General features: G+C 44.8%; 12 protein-coding genes. All 12 read right to left on the bottom strand.

Annotated elements, in window-relative coordinates; all coding sequences use genetic code 11:
- Positions 1–25: 25 nt before the first annotated feature.
- The 12 genes from NXV01_RS05725 to NXV01_RS05675 all read right to left on the bottom strand — a co-directional run bounded on the left by NXV01_RS05725 (position 26) and on the right by NXV01_RS05675 (position 20,962).
- Positions 26–3,343 (bottom strand): glycoside hydrolase family 2 TIM barrel-domain containing protein, encoded by a 3,318-nt coding sequence (locus NXV01_RS05725; RefSeq protein ID WP_409012949.1) that lies wholly within the window; start codon positions 3,341–3,343, stop codon positions 26–28.
- Between the two features lie 114 nt (positions 3,344–3,457).
- Positions 3,458–4,867, bottom strand: a complete 1,410-nt coding sequence (locus NXV01_RS05720) for a Gfo/Idh/MocA family protein (RefSeq protein WP_148364224.1) — start codon at positions 4,865–4,867, stop codon at positions 3,458–3,460.
- 77 nt (positions 4,868–4,944) lie between these two features.
- Entirely contained in the window at positions 4,945–5,901 is a 957-nt protein-coding gene (locus NXV01_RS05715) for an alkaline phosphatase family protein (RefSeq protein WP_148364225.1), read from the bottom strand.
- Positions 5,902–5,935: 34 nt separating this feature from the next.
- Positions 5,936–7,996: a S9 family peptidase gene (locus NXV01_RS05710; protein ID WP_195533236.1), complete on the bottom strand. Its 2,061-nt coding sequence runs from the start codon at positions 7,994–7,996 to the stop codon at positions 5,936–5,938.
- Between the two features lie 141 nt (positions 7,997–8,137).
- On the bottom strand, positions 8,138–8,272 hold the full coding sequence (locus tag NXV01_RS25885; RefSeq protein ID WP_309569298.1) for a hypothetical protein: 135 nt from the start codon (positions 8,270–8,272) through the stop codon (positions 8,138–8,140).
- A 22-nt stretch (positions 8,273–8,294) separates the two neighbouring features.
- Positions 8,295–10,613 (bottom strand): hypothetical protein, encoded by a 2,319-nt coding sequence (locus NXV01_RS05705; protein WP_309569297.1) that lies wholly within the window; start codon positions 10,611–10,613, stop codon positions 8,295–8,297.
- 24 nt (positions 10,614–10,637) lie between these two features.
- Positions 10,638–13,502: a M60 family metallopeptidase gene (locus NXV01_RS05700; RefSeq protein WP_167511712.1), complete on the bottom strand. Its 2,865-nt coding sequence runs from the start codon at positions 13,500–13,502 to the stop codon at positions 10,638–10,640.
- 28 nt (positions 13,503–13,530) lie between these two features.
- Positions 13,531–14,403, bottom strand: a complete 873-nt coding sequence (locus tag NXV01_RS05695) for a hypothetical protein (RefSeq protein WP_195533239.1) — start codon at positions 14,401–14,403, stop codon at positions 13,531–13,533.
- Between the two features lie 18 nt (positions 14,404–14,421).
- Entirely contained in the window at positions 14,422–16,320 is a 1,899-nt protein-coding gene (locus NXV01_RS05690; RefSeq protein WP_259021891.1) for a RagB/SusD family nutrient uptake outer membrane protein, read from the bottom strand.
- A 20-nt stretch (positions 16,321–16,340) separates the two neighbouring features.
- Positions 16,341–19,343 (bottom strand): TonB-dependent receptor, encoded by a 3,003-nt coding sequence (locus NXV01_RS05685; RefSeq protein WP_259021890.1) that lies wholly within the window; start codon positions 19,341–19,343, stop codon positions 16,341–16,343.
- Positions 19,330–19,752, bottom strand: a complete 423-nt coding sequence (locus NXV01_RS05680) for an STN domain-containing protein (protein WP_259021889.1) — start codon at positions 19,750–19,752, stop codon at positions 19,330–19,332. The genes NXV01_RS05685 and NXV01_RS05680 overlap by 14 nt, the downstream gene beginning before the upstream one ends.
- Positions 19,753–19,897: 145 nt before the next feature.
- Positions 19,898–20,962 carry a FecR family protein gene (locus NXV01_RS05675; protein ID WP_148364232.1) on the bottom strand — a complete coding sequence of 355 codons (1,065 nt, stop codon included), beginning with the start codon at positions 20,960–20,962 and terminating at the stop codon, positions 19,898–19,900.
- Between the last annotated feature and the right edge of the window lie 110 nt (positions 20,963–21,072).

The following is a 21,072-nucleotide window of genomic DNA, read 5'->3' as shown; positions in this document are numbered from 1 at the left end:
AAAAACCAGTTAAATTTTATCTTAATCAATAATTATATTTAGTAACTTCGTTTACCTGATTAACCGAATGGATAGGGACTAAGGTAAATCCCCAACTATATTCACGATTAGCCAAGATTTGATGGATTGATTCCGGACGTGCGCCCCAACTATTATAACCGCCCACTCCCTGCTGCTTCATATCCACACAGACTTCCACGAAGTCCTTCGGAGTGATATCATTGACATGATGCATTCTTCGCAATACGTTGCGTGCTGCGTTCTCATCATGGTTGGCAATCTCTTCGGGAGTAAGATTATGCCATTGATAAGAACGAGACGAAGCCTCTTCCGAGTCAAAGTCTTCAACAGAGTTGCAAAGAGCATTGAATCCGACAAGACTATCGGCTACAATAGCCAATCCGTTTCCTCTGTCAGGTGATAAAGCAACCCAGCGGGTATCCGTACGATGTCCGTTCTCTTGGGGGCGAACGTAATTGAAATACATCTTATCCGCAGTCGTCTTATATACGCCAACTAGTGTTCCATGATTGCGGTCGATATAGTTTTCTCCCGGGCCACGACCGAAGTATTGTACATTATTCATTTGAACCGGTAAACGGAAACGAACACCGATGCGAGGAACTTCCAGTTTGGAAGCAGCCTTGCGAGCAGCATCACTTCCGGGAGTAAAGGTAGCCGTGCGGGTAGCTTCGGAAACTTCTGTCTCAGCTGCTTCCATATCAGTAGAAGTAAACAAAGTTTTCACATTCACAATTCCGCTCGGATAGATTTTATAAGTAACGACATACAGATTACCGGTAGCCAAAAGATAAGTAGCTTTTAATAAGACAACTTTATCCTTTGTTGTCATATCAACGTCTGTCACACAGAAATTCTTACTTGATTGCTTCCATACCTGCAAACGTTTGGGAGCACCGTTCCCATAATCATTATCGGTAGGCGCACGCCAGAAGTTAGGCTGAATCCCAAATCCATCATTAAAATATTCAGTACCATTTACTCTATATGAGGTCACCAATCCGCTATTCTTATTGAATACGAAGTTTACCTTTGAAGAAGATACGATAAATTCATCGCCTTGAGTGGCTGTTTTCAATGCAGGTCCGTTTGCTTTATAAGTACTCTTTTCCGCCTGTACAGGCAGCTGAAACTGGTCGTAAGCAATTTCATATCCAGTTGGAATCAGAGCCTCCGGCTCTGTCGTTGTTACGCTGAAGTTTACAAAATAGTCTGTTCCCGGTTGAACTTTCAAGCCGTTTACAGATACAGTGAACTCTTTAGAACCTTGCGGAGCAATATCCAATGACACATTTCCATTTTTGATTGTCTTACCGTTGGCAAGTACACTATAATGAATCCGGTACTTTTTCAGGTTAGTAAAGTAGAAACGGTTCGTAATTCTGAACTTACCGGAAGCAGCATCGATTGCTTCAAAACCTACATTCTGATGTACATACTTCACTTCTGCCATAGCCGGATGCGGCCCACGATCGGGATTGACAAGACCATTACACAGGAAATTACCATCACTCGGAGCATTCACGCCAAAATCACCACCGTAAGCCCAGTATTCTTTACCATTCTTATCTTTTTGGAGAAGACCTTGATCTACCCAGTCCCAAATATATCCTCCCTGAAGGTTCGGATATTTATAAATAGCCTGCCATTGTCCCCACAAGTTTCCGGTAGAGTTACCCATAGCATGAGCATATTCCGAGGGGACAATAGGGCGGTCGCTGCCGTTCTTACCAACAGACGCCAGCCAACTGGCACCCGGATATTGAGGAACGTACATATCAGAATTCCATTCCCATTGTGCACGCTCATAGTTGATAGGACGAACCATCAGATTCTTGTCCGCTTCTTTCAGCCACAGATAAGTCTGATAGAAGTTGTATCCGTTTCCGGCTTCGTTACCCAGTGACCAAAAAGTGACGCACGGATAGTTCTTGTTGCGTTCGAACATATTGATTGTACGGTCCATGTGTGCCTTCAGCCATTCCGGATTATTTGCCAATGTACCTCCTTTGCGAAGGTTATAATACATGCCATGGCTTTCAATATTAGCTTCATCATACGCATAAAGTCCGTATTCATCGCAAAGCTCATAAAAACGACGGTCTTGCGGATAGTGACAGAGACGTACACTGTTCAAGTTATGCTGCTTCATAAGTTCAAAGTCACGACGCATCAACTCTTCCGTTACATAATGTCCGGTTTCAGGATTGTGCTCATGGATATTCACACCTTTCAGTTTCAACGGTTGCCCATTAATGAATAAACAAACATATGGTTTTCCATTGGCTGCCTTCTGTTCAATAGGTTTAATCTCGATACGGCGGAAACCTACATTGAACGGAATAATCTCATTGACTTTACCATTCTTCTTTACCGTCATCAATAACTTGTATAGATTCGGGGCTTCTGAGGTCCAAGTGCTAACATTCGTCAGATTTTGGTCGAAAGAAACTGCTCGAATCTCACCTGAAGGAATATAGGCTGTCTTTTCTTCGGCAGCAACCACTTTTCCCTGCGCATTCAGTAACTCGTATACCAATGTTAGATTAGCCGCCTCTTTTCCGCGATTTCTCAAGTCTACATTCAAGGCAAATATCCCATTCTTATAACTGTCATCCAAAGTCGACTTCACCCGAAAATCCTTGAGAGCAGCCTTAGGCTGTGAATACAAGAATACATCACGTTCGATGCCGCTAATCCGCCAGAAGTCCTGACATTCGAGATAAGAACCGGTGCTCCAACGAAACACTTTCAGAATTAGTACATTCTTACCCGGCTTCACATAGTTATTGATTAAGAACTCAGCCGGATTTTTTGAATCTTCGCTATATCCTACCTCCTGTCCGTTTATATACACATATACACCGGACTTGACTCCAGCAAGATGCAAGTAAATATCCCGCTCCTTCCAATCCGAAGGGATATCGATGTCGCGGCGATAGACTCCTACCGGATTAGCCTCCGGAAGAATCGGAGGTTCCGGATTGCGCGGTTTAAATTCATATCCGTGATTCGTATATATAGCTACTCCGTACCCCTGCACTTCCCAATTGCCTGGAACTTTAATATCATTCCAAGATGCGGTGCTGACAGACGGGTCGGTTATATTCTCCGGTAGTTTCTTGTAACTATCTACAAAAAAGAATTTCCAATCACCATTCAGTAACTGATAGTACTTGCTGTTTTCATATTTGCCGGTAAGTGCATCAGTGCGGTTGTCATAGGTCATAAAAGCAGTACGCGGATATTCTTTATTAACTGCCACTACTTGCACATCCTGCCAATAGGGTTTTCTCGGGGTACTATTAGCCATAGCGTTCATAGTTACCAAAGAAAAGACTCCCGTACATATACCTGTCAATAAGAGAGAAAATGATGGTTTATTCATGCTTTCAAATTTGTTTTTATTCGTATCACTCTTCTTAAACAACATCCATTATTTGGAAAAAGCATGTCTATATCCCTTCACCTTATTCCACCCGCCACGAGTGAAGTCAGGCACTTCCACTGGAGCAGAATTATTTACAATAGAAAGTCGGGTAAGTTCGGCCATACAGCACCATTCTGCCAAATCGTATACATCCATATCCAACGGTAAACCATTATGCAGACAATACACCAAGCGATAATCCATTATATAATCCATTCCCCCATGTCCCCCTACTTTCTTGGCTGTTTCTTCCAGTTCATTGTCTAATATCGGACTTTTGTATTTAGCCATTAATGCTTTTTTCACACCTACCGGCACAGCACCATGAGCATTCAGGTTTTCATGATCCGGTATTTGCGTGGGACTTACCTGAGAAGGTCGCAAACAGTACTCCGCTACCGGATATTTGCTGGCAAACCCATCCGTTCCTACTACCTGATACATACGGCTGTATGGACGTGGAGTCATAACATTATGCTGGATAAGCATTGTACGTTCATTCTCCGTACGGATCATAGTCGTCGTTTGATCCCCGTTCTGGAAATCCTTCACTTCTTTACCCGTACGTTTTTTAATATAGGCAGGTCCGTTCACTGCTTTCGTATCCATTGCCACCAGTGTCTTCATTCGGTCACCACGATGAATATCCAGCACCTGACAGGCAGGTCCCATACCATGAGTAGCATATACGTCTCCACGATATTTCTGATTATAATCCATACGCCAGTTATTCCAATAATGAGTCCAAAAATCTTCCAGATTATGAATATAAGCCCCTTCTACATGAAGCACTTCACCCATAACACCCTGCTGTACCATATTCAAAGTAGTCAATTCAAAGAAGTCATAGACACAATTTTCAAGTTGCATACAATGCTTGCGAGTTTTTTCCGAAGTATCGACCAATTTCCATATTTCATCAAGAGTCATAGCTGCCGGAACCTCAATCGCTACATGTTTGCCATGTTCCATCGCATACACTCCCATTTCAGCATGATGTTCCCAATCCGTGATAATATACACAAGGTCGATATCATCCCTTTTACAAAGTTCTTTCCATGCATCTTCCTTTCCACTATAAGAAGCAGCTTCGGGCAGACCTGCTTTTTTCAGTATTTTTTGTGATTTTTCCACCCGTTCGGTACGAATGTCACAAAGGGCAACGATCCTAGTACCCGGAATATGAATCCAACGTTCTACGGCACCTACTCCCCTCATTCCAAGTCCGATAAAACCTACACGTACAGTATCTATTTTAGGAGCGACAAGCTGGATTACATCTTTCTGTCCTGCAGGCCGGGAAGGCGTTTCTACTTTAATGGGAGCAAAGGTTTTAGAGTCTTTTTGTGCAAAGACACTCTGACAAGCGAATGAAACAACAAGTTCCAAAGCTATAATAGTAAATACTTTCTTCATTTTTTTTTAATTTAATCAACACATTGCCGATACAGAGTGTCCGGCAATGCAGAATCGAAATCTAATCCAAACTTTTATTATTTAAAAATAGATTTAGGTATCTCACCAACCCACGAAAGTGGCTGCTTCACTTTAAACAGATGCAAAATAACAGCAGCTGTATTGACCGTATTATTGGGTTCCGTTATTTTCAGCCCTTTGACAATACCGGGTCCTGTAATTCCCCAAGGAACAATCATCTCATCCGTGCTGACACCGCCATGACCGTTCCCTATTCCACCGTGGTCGGTCAGGAACATGAAATGCGTGTCATCATACAAGTCTTCCTGTTTCATCTTATCGATAAACTTACCGATTTCCACATCCGCTTCTTCTATCGAACGTATATATTCCGGTGACATCCATTTATACTTATGTCCGGCATGGTCCGTATGTACCGAATAAAGGAATACCAGCGTCGGGTCTTCACGGTTATCTACCAAAAAATTGAAAGCCTTTTCATAGTTCGGCAGATAAGCGTCGTTCTTCAGGAAACTGACTTCATCCAGATACTTTTGATTATATGGATAAATTAAGTTGAGCCAGTTGTAATAGAAAGCGGTTTTTATGCGTGGATTCGCATCTTTCAACACTTTAAATACCGAAGGATAATACCCGTCGGCATCTGTCTCGATAGCGGGAAGCTTATGCTTGGATAACGTCCAACTATTATTCACTACCCCATGTTGTTCGGGGCCACTGCCGGTTAGATGGCTAGTCCAGTTAGGCAAAGTGAACGAAGGCATCACTACACGCGTTTCGGTGGACAAAGCTCCTAGCGCAAGCAGCGCGTCCAAGTTTGGTGTATTCGCCTGGTGGAAACCTGCCACGCAGATACCATCCAAGCTGATTAAGACTACTCTTTGGGTCTTTTTTCTTGTTACTTCTTCTACTGAGGGAATCATAGCCGACAGCGGTTGCGGCAAAGAGGCTGTGCCAAGTAGCAAGGAGCCTGCTAAAGTCTTTTTAAGGAAGTTTCTTCTTGATATTTTCATATTTGTAATATGTTTATGATTAGAATGTTGTTATCTATTTTTTCAGTTTACGGTTAAAGAACTCATACAGACGGTGAAGTTCGTAATATTTTCCAAGTGCATGGTCTCTGCCCGGCAAATAAAGTTGTTCGAACATCTTATCCGCCTTGACAAGAGCATCCACCACTTGCAAAGTCGATGCGGGATCCACGTTATCGTCCAACTCACCGTTAATTAACAGCAAGTCGCCTTTTAGCAGGTGGGCATTATCCACATTGGAAGAGCGGGAATAGCTTTCATCTACAGGGTAGCCCATCCAAAGTTCGTTCCACCACACCTTGTCCATCCGGTTGTCGTGGCAACCACACAGAGCGACCGCCGCCTTGTAGAAGTCGTGATGGAACAGCAAGGCCGCCATGGCGTTCTGTCCGCCAGCTGACCAACCGTAAATACCTACACGCTGCGTATCCATGTATTTATATTTACGTGCTGCCGCCAGTATCCATTGGATACGGTCGGGAAATCCGGCATCTTTCAAATTCTTCCAGCAAACATCGTGGAACTTCTTAGAACGGTTGTTCGTCCCCATACCGTCTATTTTTACCACGATATAGCCCTGTTCGGCCAATGCAGCCGTGTGCCATGCTATCGATTTGAAATCCTTCGGCACGTGTGAGTCGTGCGGGCCGGCATAAATATCCTCAATAATAGGATAGGATTTGGTAGGATCAAATTTAAAAGGACGATAGATGATTCCCCAAATATCCGTCACACCATCCCTGCCTTTGGCGCAGAACACTTCCGGCATCTGCCAGCCTTCCGCCACCAATTCGGACACGTCACATTTCTCCAACACAGTCACTGCCTTTTTCTCTCCCGTCTTGCGCAACACGCTAATGGGAGGCAAGTCGGGGCGGGAACAAACATCCACAAAAAAAGCCTTGTCCCTGGAGAAAGTGATGCGGTGGTTTCCGTTCTCGGGAGTGAGTTCGCGCATCTCCGTACCGTCAAAACGAACAGTGCAGAGATGCTGATTGTACGGATCCTCTTTCTTGTGAAGTCCAGAGGCCATAAAGTAGATTTGCTGCTTCTCCTCGTCAACGAAAAGCACTTTGCGCACCACCCATTCTCCGCGGGTCACTTGGCCCTTCACCGTTCCCGTAGCTCCGTCTATGCGGTAGAGATGACGCCAACCGTCGCGCTCGGAGAGCCAGAGTATCTCTCTGCCGTCGTTCAAGTCATAGCGGTAGTTGTCAATGTAAGAGATGAAGGTTTCTGAGCGTTCGTCCACTAAGGAACGGATGCTTCCATCGTTGGCATTCACCTCGCCCACCACGTATTGCTGATGTCCGCGACGGTTGAACTCAAAAGTAAAGGCACGGCTGTCCTTTCTCCATCCCGTCAGTTGCAGGCTGAACTGCTCTTCATACGGGCGTGTATCTAGGACGATGGGCTTTCTCTGCTCCACGTCGAACAGCGCGGGCACCGAGATGGACAGTACATCTCCCGGTTTGGCATAGTCCCGCCATTGCAGTTTTGGTTGCAGTTGCTCTTTGGGACGCGACTCCAACAGGGGAATGCGACGGCAGTTGGCGGAGCGTGTCTTTACCGTAGCGAGTTTCTTTGAGTCGGGCGACCACAACAGGTGCGTGTCGTAGTAGCATCCAAAGGTTCCGTCCATGCTCAATGCAATCTCTTCCACTTGCTTTTTGCCCGCGGGAGAGATGTACACGTTGTAGTCTCGAACGTAGGCCACCCATTGCTTATTTGGCGAGAGGACTCGATTCCGTTCGTCGGTGTGTTCTTTTTTCTTTTTGGGAACAGGTTTCCACAATTCAGGAGCGAAAGCTTTCAGTTCGTCCATTGTAGTTGCCCGTTTCTTCTCGCCCGTTTCAGCGTTTACCCAGTAGTAAAAGGTACCGCCTTTCTCGTGGTTCTTGTACCAAAAGTAGTGAGAATCGCCCATCCATTCGGGAATCACCACTGCGGAATACACCTTGTTAGCCAATCTTCCCAAAGTGTCCGAGCGCAGATAAGGGTTCTGTTCAGTTGTTTGGGCGACCAGCGGAGCGTAGGCAAATAGTACGGACCCAATTATGCTATAAATTAATTTCACGGCGTTTTCTTTAAAACAAAGGCAGATACATAAGGATACTTGCCTTTGTTCTTTTAATGTCAAAAAGTCATTCAATAGAGCATCAGGTTCCCCTCCTTCCCAGAAGGAGGAGAACTGAAATTAGTTTAACTTATCAACTAATTATTTATATTCCAACCAAGCAGTTGCATTGGTATCCGCATCTATAGAGAAGCGAATCCATCTAGCTTGGAACGGAGCCTTGAACTCATGTTTCATCTGTTCGCCCGGTTTCACTGTCAGGGTGGCATATTTCACCCATTTGCCGTTACCGGTAGGGTCAACCTCTACAGTGAAGGTTACGTCCGATTGAGAAGAATGAGAAAGTGTCAAGTTCTTCTTGTCGTAGAATCCAATCAAGTAAGGATCGGATGCTTCGCCGGCTTTCACTGCTGTGTTCTTCCACGGCCCCCCCCTTTCCTACGGGTTTGCCCATTTCCCACAAGTCGTCAATAGCTCCTGCCCATACGGCAGCTTTACCGTCTTCGGACACGATGATATGCTCTTTGTTCTTCATCTCTTTCGGGTTGATACCGGTCATCACCAGCATACCACGGTAGGAAGCATAGTCGTGGATGCGAAAATTGTGAGAAGCGATGGGGCGCATCTTGGCATAACCGTCGGCATTTTCAGCGGGCAGTTCGTAGAAGGTGCCGTGGCAATTGAACAGGTCGCGTTCGGTAGCCACTTCGCGACAGATACGCAACACGTCTTGTCCTATCAGTGAAGAATATTCAGCATCTCCCAACGGCAAGCGCCAACGTCTGTTGCGGTCGTCCACAATCAGGATAGAAGATTCGTCGACAGTCACCACTTGGTGAGGAATGGCAAACTTCTCACGGATGAAATCGGCAGTCTGTGCGTCGTCCTTGCGAACCAAAGCCAATGTGTCACTCATTTCATAGTACCCGTTCTCTTTCACTTGTCCGTTTTCGATGGTAGTGGCCAATACGCCCAAGGCTCTTCTGTTCTTACCCAAGCCGTAAAGCAGACCACCCAATGAATTCTTTTCAGACACTTCAGACAAACCTTTGAACATCGGTGCTATAGCAGCCGTACGGTTGTCAGCAGAAGTGTAGATGAAACTGACAGAAGTCTGTGTGTCTTTGTCTGTTCTCACGCGAATCCATTCACCCTTGGTGACCGGGTTGAAAGCGACGTAAGCCGATTCACCGGCAGGAACAAGCACCTCTTGCAGGCTGGTCCATTGGTTGTTACCCTTTTCATCTACTTCAAAGAGGTATTTCACAGCTTTTGCGCCATCGTTCTTAATCCAGCAACAGCGTTCTTTCCATCCGGCAAACAGATAGGGATCAGAGTTGGTGTTGGCTTTCACCTCTTCTTTTTCCCAAATAGCACCGTCAGCAGTGGCAGGACCCAATTCATCGGGTTTGGTCAGTGAGGTAAACCACAGGTTGGAGTTAGATTGTCCCGGCCCTTCGATGTTACCTTTGGCTTTACGCTTGTTCAAGAATTCTTTCTGCGCAGAATCGTCGCAACCGAACACCAATTCGTCGTTCCAGCGGGCGAAGTCGCCAATCACTTTCAAGTAAGTGGTGCGCGGACGGATACCGGCCGAGTTGTCGGCAGTAAAGGTGTGGGGGAACCTCCAAAACAATCCGTGCATGGTCATCAGGTAGTCATTTTCTCCTTCGGCACCGACGTTGCGGATGCGCGGCCATTCGGTGTTCCATCCGTGTGCACCGTCGTAAGAGTGGCTTGCTTTGGGCAGACGGTAGAAAGTCCATCCTTTCTGTGCGCCTCTCACACCCAGCAGTACAGATTTGTGGTCCCAACCGGTAGCCCAAATCGGGTCGGTTTCGGGGTTAGGGTTTCCGTAAATGCCGCCGGGACCGGTCAATTCAACAAATTGATTGCGGCGAACCACCTTCCAGTCTTTTCCGTCCCATTCGCATAGCGAACCGGACAACGCATCGAAATGTTTCATCGCAGCCGCACTGTTTTCTCCATTGTTGGAGAAAACCATCACACCTTGTCCTGAATACAATCCTTTACCGTGCGCTCCCGGCAGCAAGTCTACGTATGGCGGGTTATTCTTCGGGTCTTTTTTGTGCAGACGACGTCCCTCGTTGCCGTCTTGATACAGTTCTTTGACTTTGAGTGTGTTTACGTCCACTTCGTAGAAACCTTCTTCCATCGTACCGATGTAAATCTTGTTGGCAGGGTCGGTCAAATGGCGGGCAGCACCCGTATAACGTCCCGGAGCCTCTTGCCAAGGCAATACGCGCACGTTTTCGCTTTGATCAATGAAGTAAGAACCGATGTTCAACGTGTTCGTCTCTTTATGAATCAGACGGTTGGCGGGAGTTCCACCGATGCTTTCCGAACGGACGACAAGTTTCTTGTCCGGCGTAATCTGATACAATTTGTCCGACGAGCCAAACGGCATGTGTGGACCATAAGTGATGGCCCACAGGTTTCCTGCCCAAGGCACTACGGCACCTGTTCCACATTCGCCTTCGTTGTTGTAGAAGGCGAGCTTAGGATAGATACCCGATATATTATCTTTTTGCGTTTGTTGCGGAGTAGTGCAACCCATTACTCCGATAATCAATGCCCCTGTAAATAAATGTTTCATGATTTAAAATCTATTTCCTTTTAATTAAAATGTAACTTCTGTTTTTTGTCCAGAGACGGATATGGCAAATACTTGCACTTTGGTGCCCACTACAAATTGGGCGGGCATAGTAAAGGTGCCGGCGGGAGAGATAAACAACAAAGTGTCGTCCGACCATACTTCGTAGGCTGCCACGTTCTTCCAGTTGATCATTCTGAAATTCTGTCCGGTTCTGGAAGCACTTCCGGCGATCACGCTGCTGTCAGACTCATAAAGACTCTTGTTGTCATCACAAATATACTCTATTCGCTTAGACGGTTTGCGCAGTCCCAGAGCCTTGATGCGGTCTTTGGTTTCGTCGGCCTTCTCTTTAGTCACTGTAAATTGGGCAGTTTCCCCATAAACAGTCAGTTTGTAATCCACCTCTGCAAAGAATCCCCATTTCTCGAAGAACTCTGTCAAATCCAGTCCGAGTGCTTCACTGGCCATTACCGTAAATTCCAATTGGATTTCGCCCGGTTTTTTCGAATCCTTGTCGGGGGTAGTGCGAATCTTTTCAAACAGATCTTTGTAGAAATCTTTGTTTCCTTCTATCTGGCTGTAGAGATGCAACTGCCAAAAAGGTACTACCTGACACCATTCGTCTATCCCAGTACCATCCGGAGTTTTTCTGACATGCGGCCACTCGATGGGCAGCAAGAGCGACATGCCCTTTTCGTACAAACTAGTATAGTTGCTACTAGGTGTACCCATCAATCGGGATTGGAGGCCAAAGGAAGTCTGTACGTCCAATGCTAAAATGTTGTTAGTTACTTCCGCCATACCAAGCCAACATAAGCCGGGTTTGGTTTGGAAGGTGTGTCCCACCTCGTGGGCAGGTCCCCAAACACTGGATTTCATCTTTTCTACACTACACAAATCATTCATTTCGCTGGCGATGTATCCGGTGTGATATTCAGCGGCATACATATAGCCTGCAGCTTTGTACATCACAGAGAAACAGACGTAGTTAGGATTCATGCGATTGTATTTCTTCAATCCCATAAACTCTTGCTCTGCCAATACCAAATCATCATAGACGTCTATCAGTGCTTTTCCGTCGGGAGTGTACAACTTGAAACTGCTTACCGGGAATATCAAGTGCGTGTATTTTCCCAATACATCGAAGTGAGGAGCCACAGCGCCATCCAATAGTTCTTTCCATTCTGTAGCGTCATGAATCTTGGAATCAAAATATCCATTCACCTTTCCGGAAGGAATATGAATAGTGATTTCGGGAGCTGTTTGGTAGTCCGGTGTATGATAGCAGATGTAGATCAAGCCATCCGAATCGGCGATGAAGCGATTCGTACCCTTCTTCAAGTTATAAGAATAATTGTGGCTGAATCCATCTTCACCCGGCACATTCAGGTTCAAGATGCGGGCTGTGAGTGGAAGCCCGTTGGTTTCACCCACCAAAACCATTACCTCTTTACCTTTCTCTACGAAGATACCTGTAGGATTGGACAACAAGTCATGTGCCTTGCTCAGTTTGTTTTCTTTCTTGTAGAGATCTGGATGCGGATGAGCCTTGTAGGTGTTGATACGGAACTTAGACGGGTAGTTGTTGTTCATCATATAGAAAGCCACGTTGCGGAACAACGGGTCTTCACACGCATTAATCTCTTCTTCGGTGATGCCCGGTTTTAGTTTCGTACAGGTTTCATCTTCAAAGAGGGTCAGCGGGTCGAAGTTGTTGGGGTTATGACGATAGAACTCTACTTCTCTTACCAATAAGTATCTTTTTACAGACTGATTGGTAGTGTACGACTTTTTGGCTACCACTTTGATTTCCACCGGATCGATCAATGCTGTCGGGAAATCAATACGAGTAGGAGTAACGCCGGCATCGAATGCCACATTTTCCATTACCAATTTGAAGTCTGCATCATTCTTGGTTTTGACATAAATATCTCCTTCGACTAATGCATCCTTGTTTTTATCATCATACCAAATCAGATAATCAATACGGGATTGATCTTCAAATCTGAAATAAAGACTTAATGGCCATGTTTTCTTAGCCGGATCGGTTTCTGCTTCCGAAGTTTTAAACTCATCACTATTATTACACAGCCAACCACTGCCGGAGCCAGACTTTTTACCATCCCAAATTTTCTCATAAGGAGTAGATGGTTGTGCAGTAATAACTCCCAAGTTATTATAAGCCTCACCTCCTGCGATGGGCACTATTATATCCTCTCCGAAATTAGATTCACCGCTCTCATATTCGCCAGCGCTTTGTGTCACAAGCACTTCCGCGGATATTTTCTTTTCATCATCGCTATTTTCTTTCACGAGAATAGTTCCGGTACGTCTATTCCCCACATTGCGGTCGATGATGTAGCGGTGTGTGTTAGTTTCCCACTCGATGGCTCTGCTTTTGGGAACTTCTTTAATCCAATCGGACGGAATGAGGTCATAGTCCACATTCGTAGTCACGGTGAACTCGATGGTTTCCCCCATGTTTCCCACTTCAAAATTTTCGGGAGAAATAAAGATTCCCTTGCCTGATCCCAACTGACGGACAGTGATTTTATGCACCACGTCTTCCAGTCTCACGACAATGAAAGCTTCGCGCGATTCGATGGCATTGTTCTTGTTGAGCGAAATCTCTAAGAAATGTTTTTTGCCTTGCACGTCGGCGGTTGCCGAGCACCAACTTCTGGCGTCCGTGTTCACAGCTGCCACCCAGTTAATACGATTGGCGATAATCTCAATTGTTTTCTTGCCGCCTTCTTGCTCGAAGTCGATGGTTTCTACGCCAACTTCCAGTTTCGGTATGCCGGCGGTTTCGTCTTCGTCGCTGCAGGCCGTGCAGAAACACGCTGCAAACAACATAACGATAAAATTCCAATGTAGATATTTTTTCATGATTTTCATTTTTGTTGATAGATGTAGGTTATGCCTCGGGGTCGAAAAAATAGTATTCTACCTCGTAAATGCGGAATTCGGCAAACGAAAAGTTCTTCACATCACTGCCTGTGTGCACAGTGGGCACCTGGAAACGAAAATAGTTGAAGGGGAAAGGCGTTCTGTATTCTTTGGAAACAAAGCTACCGAGTGGCTTAGTGGGGAGCTCGTCTTCATCTTGCTTCAAGGTGGTCACCAAGGTCCACGGATCGGACTCCATGGCTTTCACGTAACATTCAATAACGGCTGGGAATTTGGCATCCTTGTGGTCGCGGTTGATATAGGAAAACTTGATGAACTCCTGTGTCTTCGGATAATGGATGTCATAATAACGAGTCACTCCGGTGGCTGTGGCTACAGAATAGTCGAAGTTCACAAACGTACTATTGTTGCTATCGAACAAAGAGGCTGCTTTGGAGCCGCTGTAGATGCCTGGAATGTCGATGTCATCGGCGGTGATGGTCAGCTCTCGACTGGTAAAACTTTCGGCCACTCCGGCACGTTGCGGTGTAGCGGCAATTTCATGCACTGCGCCAGGGGTGAAACTCGTACTGAAAGGCTGTATCTCGAATTTGTATTCTCCATATTTCAACCGCAAGTCGTCAATCAAGATACCGTCGCTAAAGCTGCTCGCAGTCTTTTTCACCTCTTGCTGTTTGGCAGGATCAAAATAGCGCACTTCTACATAGCGAATATTGTGATTCTCCGTATTCGAATATGCCCAATTCAGTTGGATGGCACCAGGGAGGGCTTCTGAAGTCAGGTTAACAATATCAGCAGGAGCCACTCCTTCATCGTTGTCATTGCAAGATGTATGAGTGAAGGTCAATAGGACCATTGCGTATACTATATATTTTTTCATCATCGTATTGCTTTAAAATTATTCACTGTATCCCGGGTTTTGTACTAAGTTGGGATTCTTGTTGATTTCGCTAATGGGCAACGGCATCAGGTAGTGTGCCGGGATGAAATTACGATTTACATCCACTTCTTTGGGCTGTGCAAAAAGCTTCAAATCGGTCTCTTCAACCGAAAGTCCCATCGGCTTTTCTCCCAAAATTTCTGCTTCACCCCAACGACGAATGTCATAGAAGTTGTGGTTTTCCAAATAAAGCTCGATTTGACGTTCTTGACGAACAATTTGGCGCATTTTATTTTGATCGAGCGTGGCGATCCCTTCCCAAGATTTCTCTACCGTAGGAATGCCGGCACGCTCACGTACGAGATTCAAATATATCTTCGCATCGTCCAGATTGTTACATTCTACACAGGCTTCTGCATAGTTCAAGTAAAGTTCTGCCAAACGGATAACCGGCCAAGGATATTGTGCAATGGTAAAGCCGGATGAACTTACGGAAGAGGCGGGGCTTGCACCCTTCTTATTCAGATAACCGCTCTTCGTTCCTTGCTGATTGTCCGAAGTGAGTCCTTGGTTGGACAATTTGGTGAACTGCACCAAGTGTTTGGTCTCTTCTCTTCCAGTTTCACCTCTCAGGTATTTGATGGCAAAAGCATTGTTCGATTTGGGATCAGCATCTTTTCCCATTGCTTCGAAATAACCATTGTGGAATGCCACCCACGCATAAAAACGGGGCTCGCGTTGCATATTCATCACCAAAGTTTCTTCTTCAGCATTCGGATTGCCAGCCGGAACATCAGTAATGTTGAAACGGGTGGCATACGGGTATTTGGGATCTTCGTCGATAGGCAGACCGTTTTCGGTATAGAAGCGTTCGATTTGGCGCAAGGTGATGGCCAGACCACCCCAGCAGTATGAACCCCATCTGGGAATACTCTTACCTTGTATACCGTTACCGGTTTCTTTGCGACAATCGGCAAAAATAACTTCCGGTGTGTTTTCCTTGTCGATGAAGGTGAAACGCAGCGTGCGTTGGGTAAGATCTTTAGGCTCGGGAGTGTTGTTTAAGGCTCCTTCTGTAGCGTAGTACAGATTGTAACCATTGTCTTTTGCCAAATTGATGGCTTCCAAACAAGCTTGGGCGGCATCACGCCACTTCTGTTCGCTATAGGTGGTGCTGATAAGTTGAGTACCGTCTGCATTGGTGAAGTTGTTATACAGGGTACGGAACTTTTCACCTCCGTTGAACTGCGGTGAAGCAGCATACAGCAACAAACGACCACGGAGAGCCATAGCAGCTGTGCTGGTGGCACGTCCGTATTCGTCACCTGTGCGGACAGCCGGTAGACGATAGGCTACATCCTTGAATTGTCCAGCTACCCATTCCACACATTCGTCATATGGCGAACGCGACAAGAAGGTGGATGGATCACCTAATGTATTGATATCAAACAATTCCTTAATCAGAATGCTCGGGCCGTAGGTACAAATCAAGATGTAGTGGTAGTAGGCAATCAAGAAATCGGCTTCTGCCGTATATTGCGCTTTTAAATCATCGGATAATCCTGGTACGGATCCTACATTCTCTTTCAGCAGGTAGCATTGGCGAAGTCCTCGATACAAGTCGTGCCAATAGTTGATAATCGGGTTGCTCGGAGTATAGGTTCCTTGCACAAATTTACCAAAATTTTCATGCTCCCAAGGAGTTACCACCTCGTCTCCGGTCAAAAGATCAAGCGAACCACTGGGGTGTCTTTGGGGAATTTCCGAATAGCACGAATATAGATAACGTAATACTGCTTTCGGATTTTTAAACGCATCTTCTTCTGTAGCCTTTTCATCCGGCACGATGTCCAGATAATTACAAGAAGCGACCGTCATCAGGCATACTGCCAATAATAGATAATTTATCAATTTCATAATATCCTGCTTTAAGAATTTCATTTAATAGTCATTTGGAAACCTAAGTTGAATACACGTTGCGTGGGATATTTCAATCCGTTACCACCACCTTGCTCAGGATCCCACAAATCGAATTTGGAGAATGTCAGCAGGTTGGAGCCACGCAGGTAAAAGCGCATATTCTTATAGGTATAACCAATTTCCGCATTTTTCAACTTCAAGAAGGAGCCGTCACGCATCCAAAACGTAGAGCATTCGGAGTTGTTGGCGAGGGGAATGGCAGTCAGACGCGGATAAGAGGCGCGAATATTCTGATTATCGGGACTCCAATGGTCGTTGGCAATAAACGTTTGTATGTTTCTCTTGCGGTCGTTTCCAAACGGAGCCAGGTCGCTCAAGAACAAAGACGTCTTGGCTACTCCTTGGAAAAAGAAAGAGAAATCGAAGCCTCTCCAATGGAAAGAAGGACCGAAACCGTACACAATCTCCGGAGTGGTCGGGTCACCGATAGGCATACGGTCGTTTTGATCGATGACTTGGTCATACTCTCCATATCTATTAGGAATGTTGATATACTTAATATCACCAGCTCCCACCGTACCGCCAATCATTTGGGCTGGGTTGTTGGCCACTTCTACGTCGTCGGCAAACAGGTAATCGGCAAGGTATCCCCATTGTTGAGAAACGCTGTAACCCACTCTCGACAAGTTGGGATAGTCACGGATGGCTTCTTCGTATTTGCGGATTTCATTGTGTGCATAGGTGAAAGTACCCTTGAAGGTCATACTGAATTCTTTGTTGAACTGATGACCGAAGTCGATAGACGCATCCACACCCTGGTTGCGCACTTTGGCGCTGTTGACATACGCTTTGGTACCATATACACCGGTATATGAAGGGATGGTCGCTTTCTCCTGAAAGATGTCCGAACGGTCTTCACGGAAGACGTCAAACGTCAGGTTGAATTTGTTCTTGATGGTCAAATCGATACCGACGTTGAATTTACGTCCGATTTCCCAAGTCAAATCTTTATTGGCAAAACGGTTGTATTTCGGACCCTTCATAGAGACGTTCATATTGATACCAGTGGTAAATTCACTACTTCCGGTCAGATTGACGTCGGACAGATAAGCAAAACGAGCACCACCAATTTCACCATTACCTACCAAACCGTAAGAAGCTCTAACCTTCATACGGGTAACGACATCCTTCAGCGGTTCGAAGAATTTCTCTTCGCTGATGTTGTATCCCAAAGCCACAGAGGGAAAGAAACCCCAACGATTGCCTTTAGCAAAGTTTTCAGAACCGTTGTATCCCAAGTTCACTTCGGCTAGGTAGCGGTTGTCGTAAGCGTAAGAAACTCTGGCAGCAATACCTTGCCGACGGGTAGGCAGGGCTTTCAACAAATCAGTACCCGGATTGTTGTTGGCATATTCGTCTTGGTTGTAGATGAACAAACCACCCACATCGTGTTTGCCAAACGTGCGGTTGTATTCAAGCATGGCTTGTATGTAGATGCGGCGGTTACCAGTGTTTTCGCTTGTTGTTTTCAGCTCAGTTGTCTGTTCCGTACCCTCCATGGTCAAGTCGTAATCGTAGATTCCGTCATCGTTGAGTCTCCAGTTGTTCATGGAAAAGATGTTCCAAGTAGCCGAACGGGTTTGTACCGAGCTGGTGAAGTTCTTCAGTGAGGCCATGGCTTTGAATTTCAATCCCGGTGTAATCATACGGAGATCTTGGTCGAAATTCAACGAGGCAATCACGGTGCTTTGGAACGTATCTGAATACCCGTTCACCATCGAAGCTAACGGGTTGTAATCCGCTTTACCCTTCTGCGGCACCCCCCATTTAATATAGGTGGTCTCACCATCCTCGGGATACATAATCGGCGCATCTACTGGATTGGAGCCCATTACGCTGGCAAACAGTTCACCGGTGCTTTTTGACGGGCTACGCTTGTCCACCAACATCACGTTCAATTTCAACGACAGGCGTGAAGTAGCGCCCAATTTTGCGTTAATGTTGTTTTGAAACGAGTAGCGCATGCGGTTGATATTGTTGTTGTAAGAAAAGAAATCTTTGGAACGGCTCCGCAACATACCGTCTTCGTGACTGACAGAAACGCTAGAGAAGTAGTCTACCTTCTTACCACCACCACGGATGTTGAAGTTGAATGTTTCACTAAAAGAGCGTTCTTTGAACATTTCGTCGTACCATTGCACGTTGGGGAACACGTAGGGATTCAGTCCACGGCGAGTTCCGTCGATTTGGTCTTGTGTATAAGGCACTTTTCCCATAGATTGATTGCGGATGGCTTCGTTGTACAGCTCCATGAAGCTGACCCCATCCACAAACTCGGGAATTTTGGTCGGTTGGTGCATGCTTCCTTCAAAACGGAAGTTGATAATCGGTTTATCTAAAGCAGCTCCCGACTTGGTAGTCACAATCATGACACCATTAGCACCACGCATACCATACATGGCTGTTGCCGTAGCGTCTTTCAAGATAGAGAAACCGTCGATTACCTCAGGATCGAGCGCATTCAAGTCGGTCGTAGAAGCCTCTACACCGTCGATTATAATCAACGGAGAAGTACTGGCACTACCCAATGTCGAAACTCCACGAATCCAGAAGTTGGCCCCGTCGGCACCCGGTTCTCCACTGCGTTGTACAGCAATGACACCTGCCAGGCGTCCGGCAAAAGAGGTAGAAAGATTAGTTGCGGGTACCTTCAAGTCGGCAGGACGAATGGTTTGCACCGAGCCTACCATACTGGCTTTCTTCTGACCGGTTCCGTATGCTGTCACCACAACTTCCTCCAAATTCTTTGTATCCTCCTTTAATGTAATGATTATATTCTGGCGTCCTCCTACTTTTACTTCCTGCGTGACATAACCGATATACGAAACTATCAAGACTGAATTTTCTGACGGCACTGATAAATTATAAAGTCCGTCCATATCTGTAGTAGTACCTATTGTTGTCCCTTTTACTTTAATAGCTGCACCAATAATCGTTTCTCCAGTTTCATCTTTTACCAATCCTTGGATTAATCTCTTGCCTTTGGTTTGTTGTGCTTTTTGAAGCTGGAGCTGTTTCTTTCTTTTTCAATAGAATCTGCCGGTCTTTTATTTCATAACTCACCGAGGTGCCATCAAACAATTTATTCAGGATCTCATCGACAGGTAAGTCTATAACCCTAATACTAGTTTTTTTAGAATCATCAAAAACATCTGCATAATAGAAGAAAACATATTCGCTTTCTTTCTCAATATGCTTAATCAAATCTTTTATAGGAACATTTTTAAATTCAAATGTAAATTTCTTAGTTTGGTTATATTCGGACAACTCTGACGCATAAATAGTTGCCGAAATAAAAAAGAAGCTAAAAGCAAGAACGAATTTTATAAATTTAGCATTCGTACTTACGTTATTTTCTAAGTTTTTCATATTTTTGTAAGATTAAAGTTTGACCACTATGAGTGGTTAGATAAAAGTTTTTTTATCCGGATAATATTCCCGTATTATTCGGATATCTTTTTATAATTCGATTTTTATATCATAGGCTTTCAATTTAAAGATTAAACAATCGTTATCACTCACTTTTTTTCGTAATTAAGAATCCATTTACAGTATTCTCATACTTTATTGGCGCTGTTATTGCAATTCTTGATAGAACTTCCTCCAGTGAATAATTTAAATCCAAGATTCCGCATACCATCATATCCTTTACCGCAGCATCGTACCTGATAGTTTTACCATAATAGCGTTCTAACTTAAGAAAGACTCTTTCCAACGATTCGGTATTCATCACAAACAATCCTTCTGTCCAGGCAACATAATCTGCTGCATTCACAGTCTTTTTACCGGAGATTACCCCATCGCTGATAGACGCCAATTGATTGGGAGACAGTTTAAGGGTATTCTTTTTATTATCTTTCAAATTCACAGCCCCACGCAGCAATACCACCTCTGCATAATCGTCCCCTTTGTAGGCGCTTACGTTGAAAGCTGTCCCTAATACTTCCACTTCAAACTGTGCCGTTTTTACAAAGAAAGGAGCCGATTCATCACGCTTCACATCTATAAAAATCTCTCCGTCTACAAATATCTCACGTTTGTTCTTGGCAAAATGTTTGGGATAGACCACCTTTGTGCCTGCATTAATATGCAAACTGGAACCGTCGGCAAGAATTAAGCGGGTGAATTTTCCTTTAGGAACGATAATCTGATCATATAAATCCTCCGTAGCAGTATGGGATATTTCTTCTTCACCGACACTAACGGTACCGCTCTGAGAATAAGTAACCGTAGAACCTTTCTTTATGGAAATGACTTCTTCCTGTGAAACAATTAATTGGATATCGTCACCTACGGCTGATTCATTTGTCATTTTTGTAGCTACTACTGAAAAATCCAAACTATTATTCACAAGGAACTTTTCAGCACCCAGCCACATGAATCCAATCAATGCGGCTGCAGATGCAGTGGTAATAATAAAATATCGACGCTGCCTCTTTTGCTTTTTCTTATTTATACCAACTGCTATCTTATTCCACAAATCGGCCATTTCCTCTTGCGACGAAACTTCCTCCTGCATTTTGAAATATTCTATAATCCTTCGTAGGGCATTTCTTATTTCTATCTTACTATATTTCATTTCTTCCTGTTTATATTAGAATGGGATAAGATAGAAAACATACTCACTATTTCAAGTTTTTTTTTTGAAAAAAAACAAAGAAAGAATAAATAAGCAGATAAGTACGTAAA

The sequence above is a fragment of the Bacteroides sp. BFG-606 genome, assembly GCF_024788145.1.
In the GTDB taxonomy this organism is placed as follows: domain Bacteria; phylum Bacteroidota; class Bacteroidia; order Bacteroidales; family Bacteroidaceae; genus Bacteroides; species Bacteroides vicugnae.
The sequence above is the reverse complement of the archived record's forward strand: the minus strand, read 5'-3'. Positions and strand labels throughout refer to the sequence as shown.

Excerpts from the sequence above, each read along its gene's own strand:
- NXV01_RS05725 (WP_409012949.1), bottom strand. The coding sequence starts at position 3,343 with ATGAACGCTATGGCTAATAGTACCCCGAGAAAACCCTATTGGCAGGAT.
- NXV01_RS05720 (WP_148364224.1), bottom strand. The coding sequence starts at position 4,867 with ATGAAGAAAGTATTTACTATTATAGCTTTGGAACTTGTTGTTTCATTC.
- NXV01_RS05715 (WP_148364225.1), bottom strand. The coding sequence starts at position 5,901 with ATGAAAATATCAAGAAGAAACTTCCTTAAAAAGACTTTAGCAGGCTCC.
- NXV01_RS05705 (WP_309569297.1), bottom strand. The coding sequence starts at position 10,613 with ATGAAACATTTATTTACAGGGGCATTGATTATCGGAGTAATGGGTTGC.
- NXV01_RS05700 (WP_167511712.1), bottom strand. The coding sequence starts at position 13,502 with ATGAAAAAATATCTACATTGGAATTTTATCGTTATGTTGTTTGCAGCG.
- NXV01_RS05695 (WP_195533239.1), bottom strand. The coding sequence starts at position 14,403 with ATGAAAAAATATATAGTATACGCAATGGTCCTATTGACCTTCACTCAT.
- NXV01_RS05690 (WP_259021891.1), bottom strand. The coding sequence starts at position 16,320 with ATGAAATTGATAAATTATCTATTATTGGCAGTATGCCTGATGACGGTC.
- NXV01_RS05680 (WP_259021889.1), bottom strand. The coding sequence starts at position 19,752 with ATGAAAAACTTAGAAAATAACGTAAGTACGAATGCTAAATTTATAAAA.
- NXV01_RS05675 (WP_148364232.1), bottom strand. The coding sequence starts at position 20,962 with ATGAAATATAGTAAGATAGAAATAAGAAATGCCCTACGAAGGATTATA.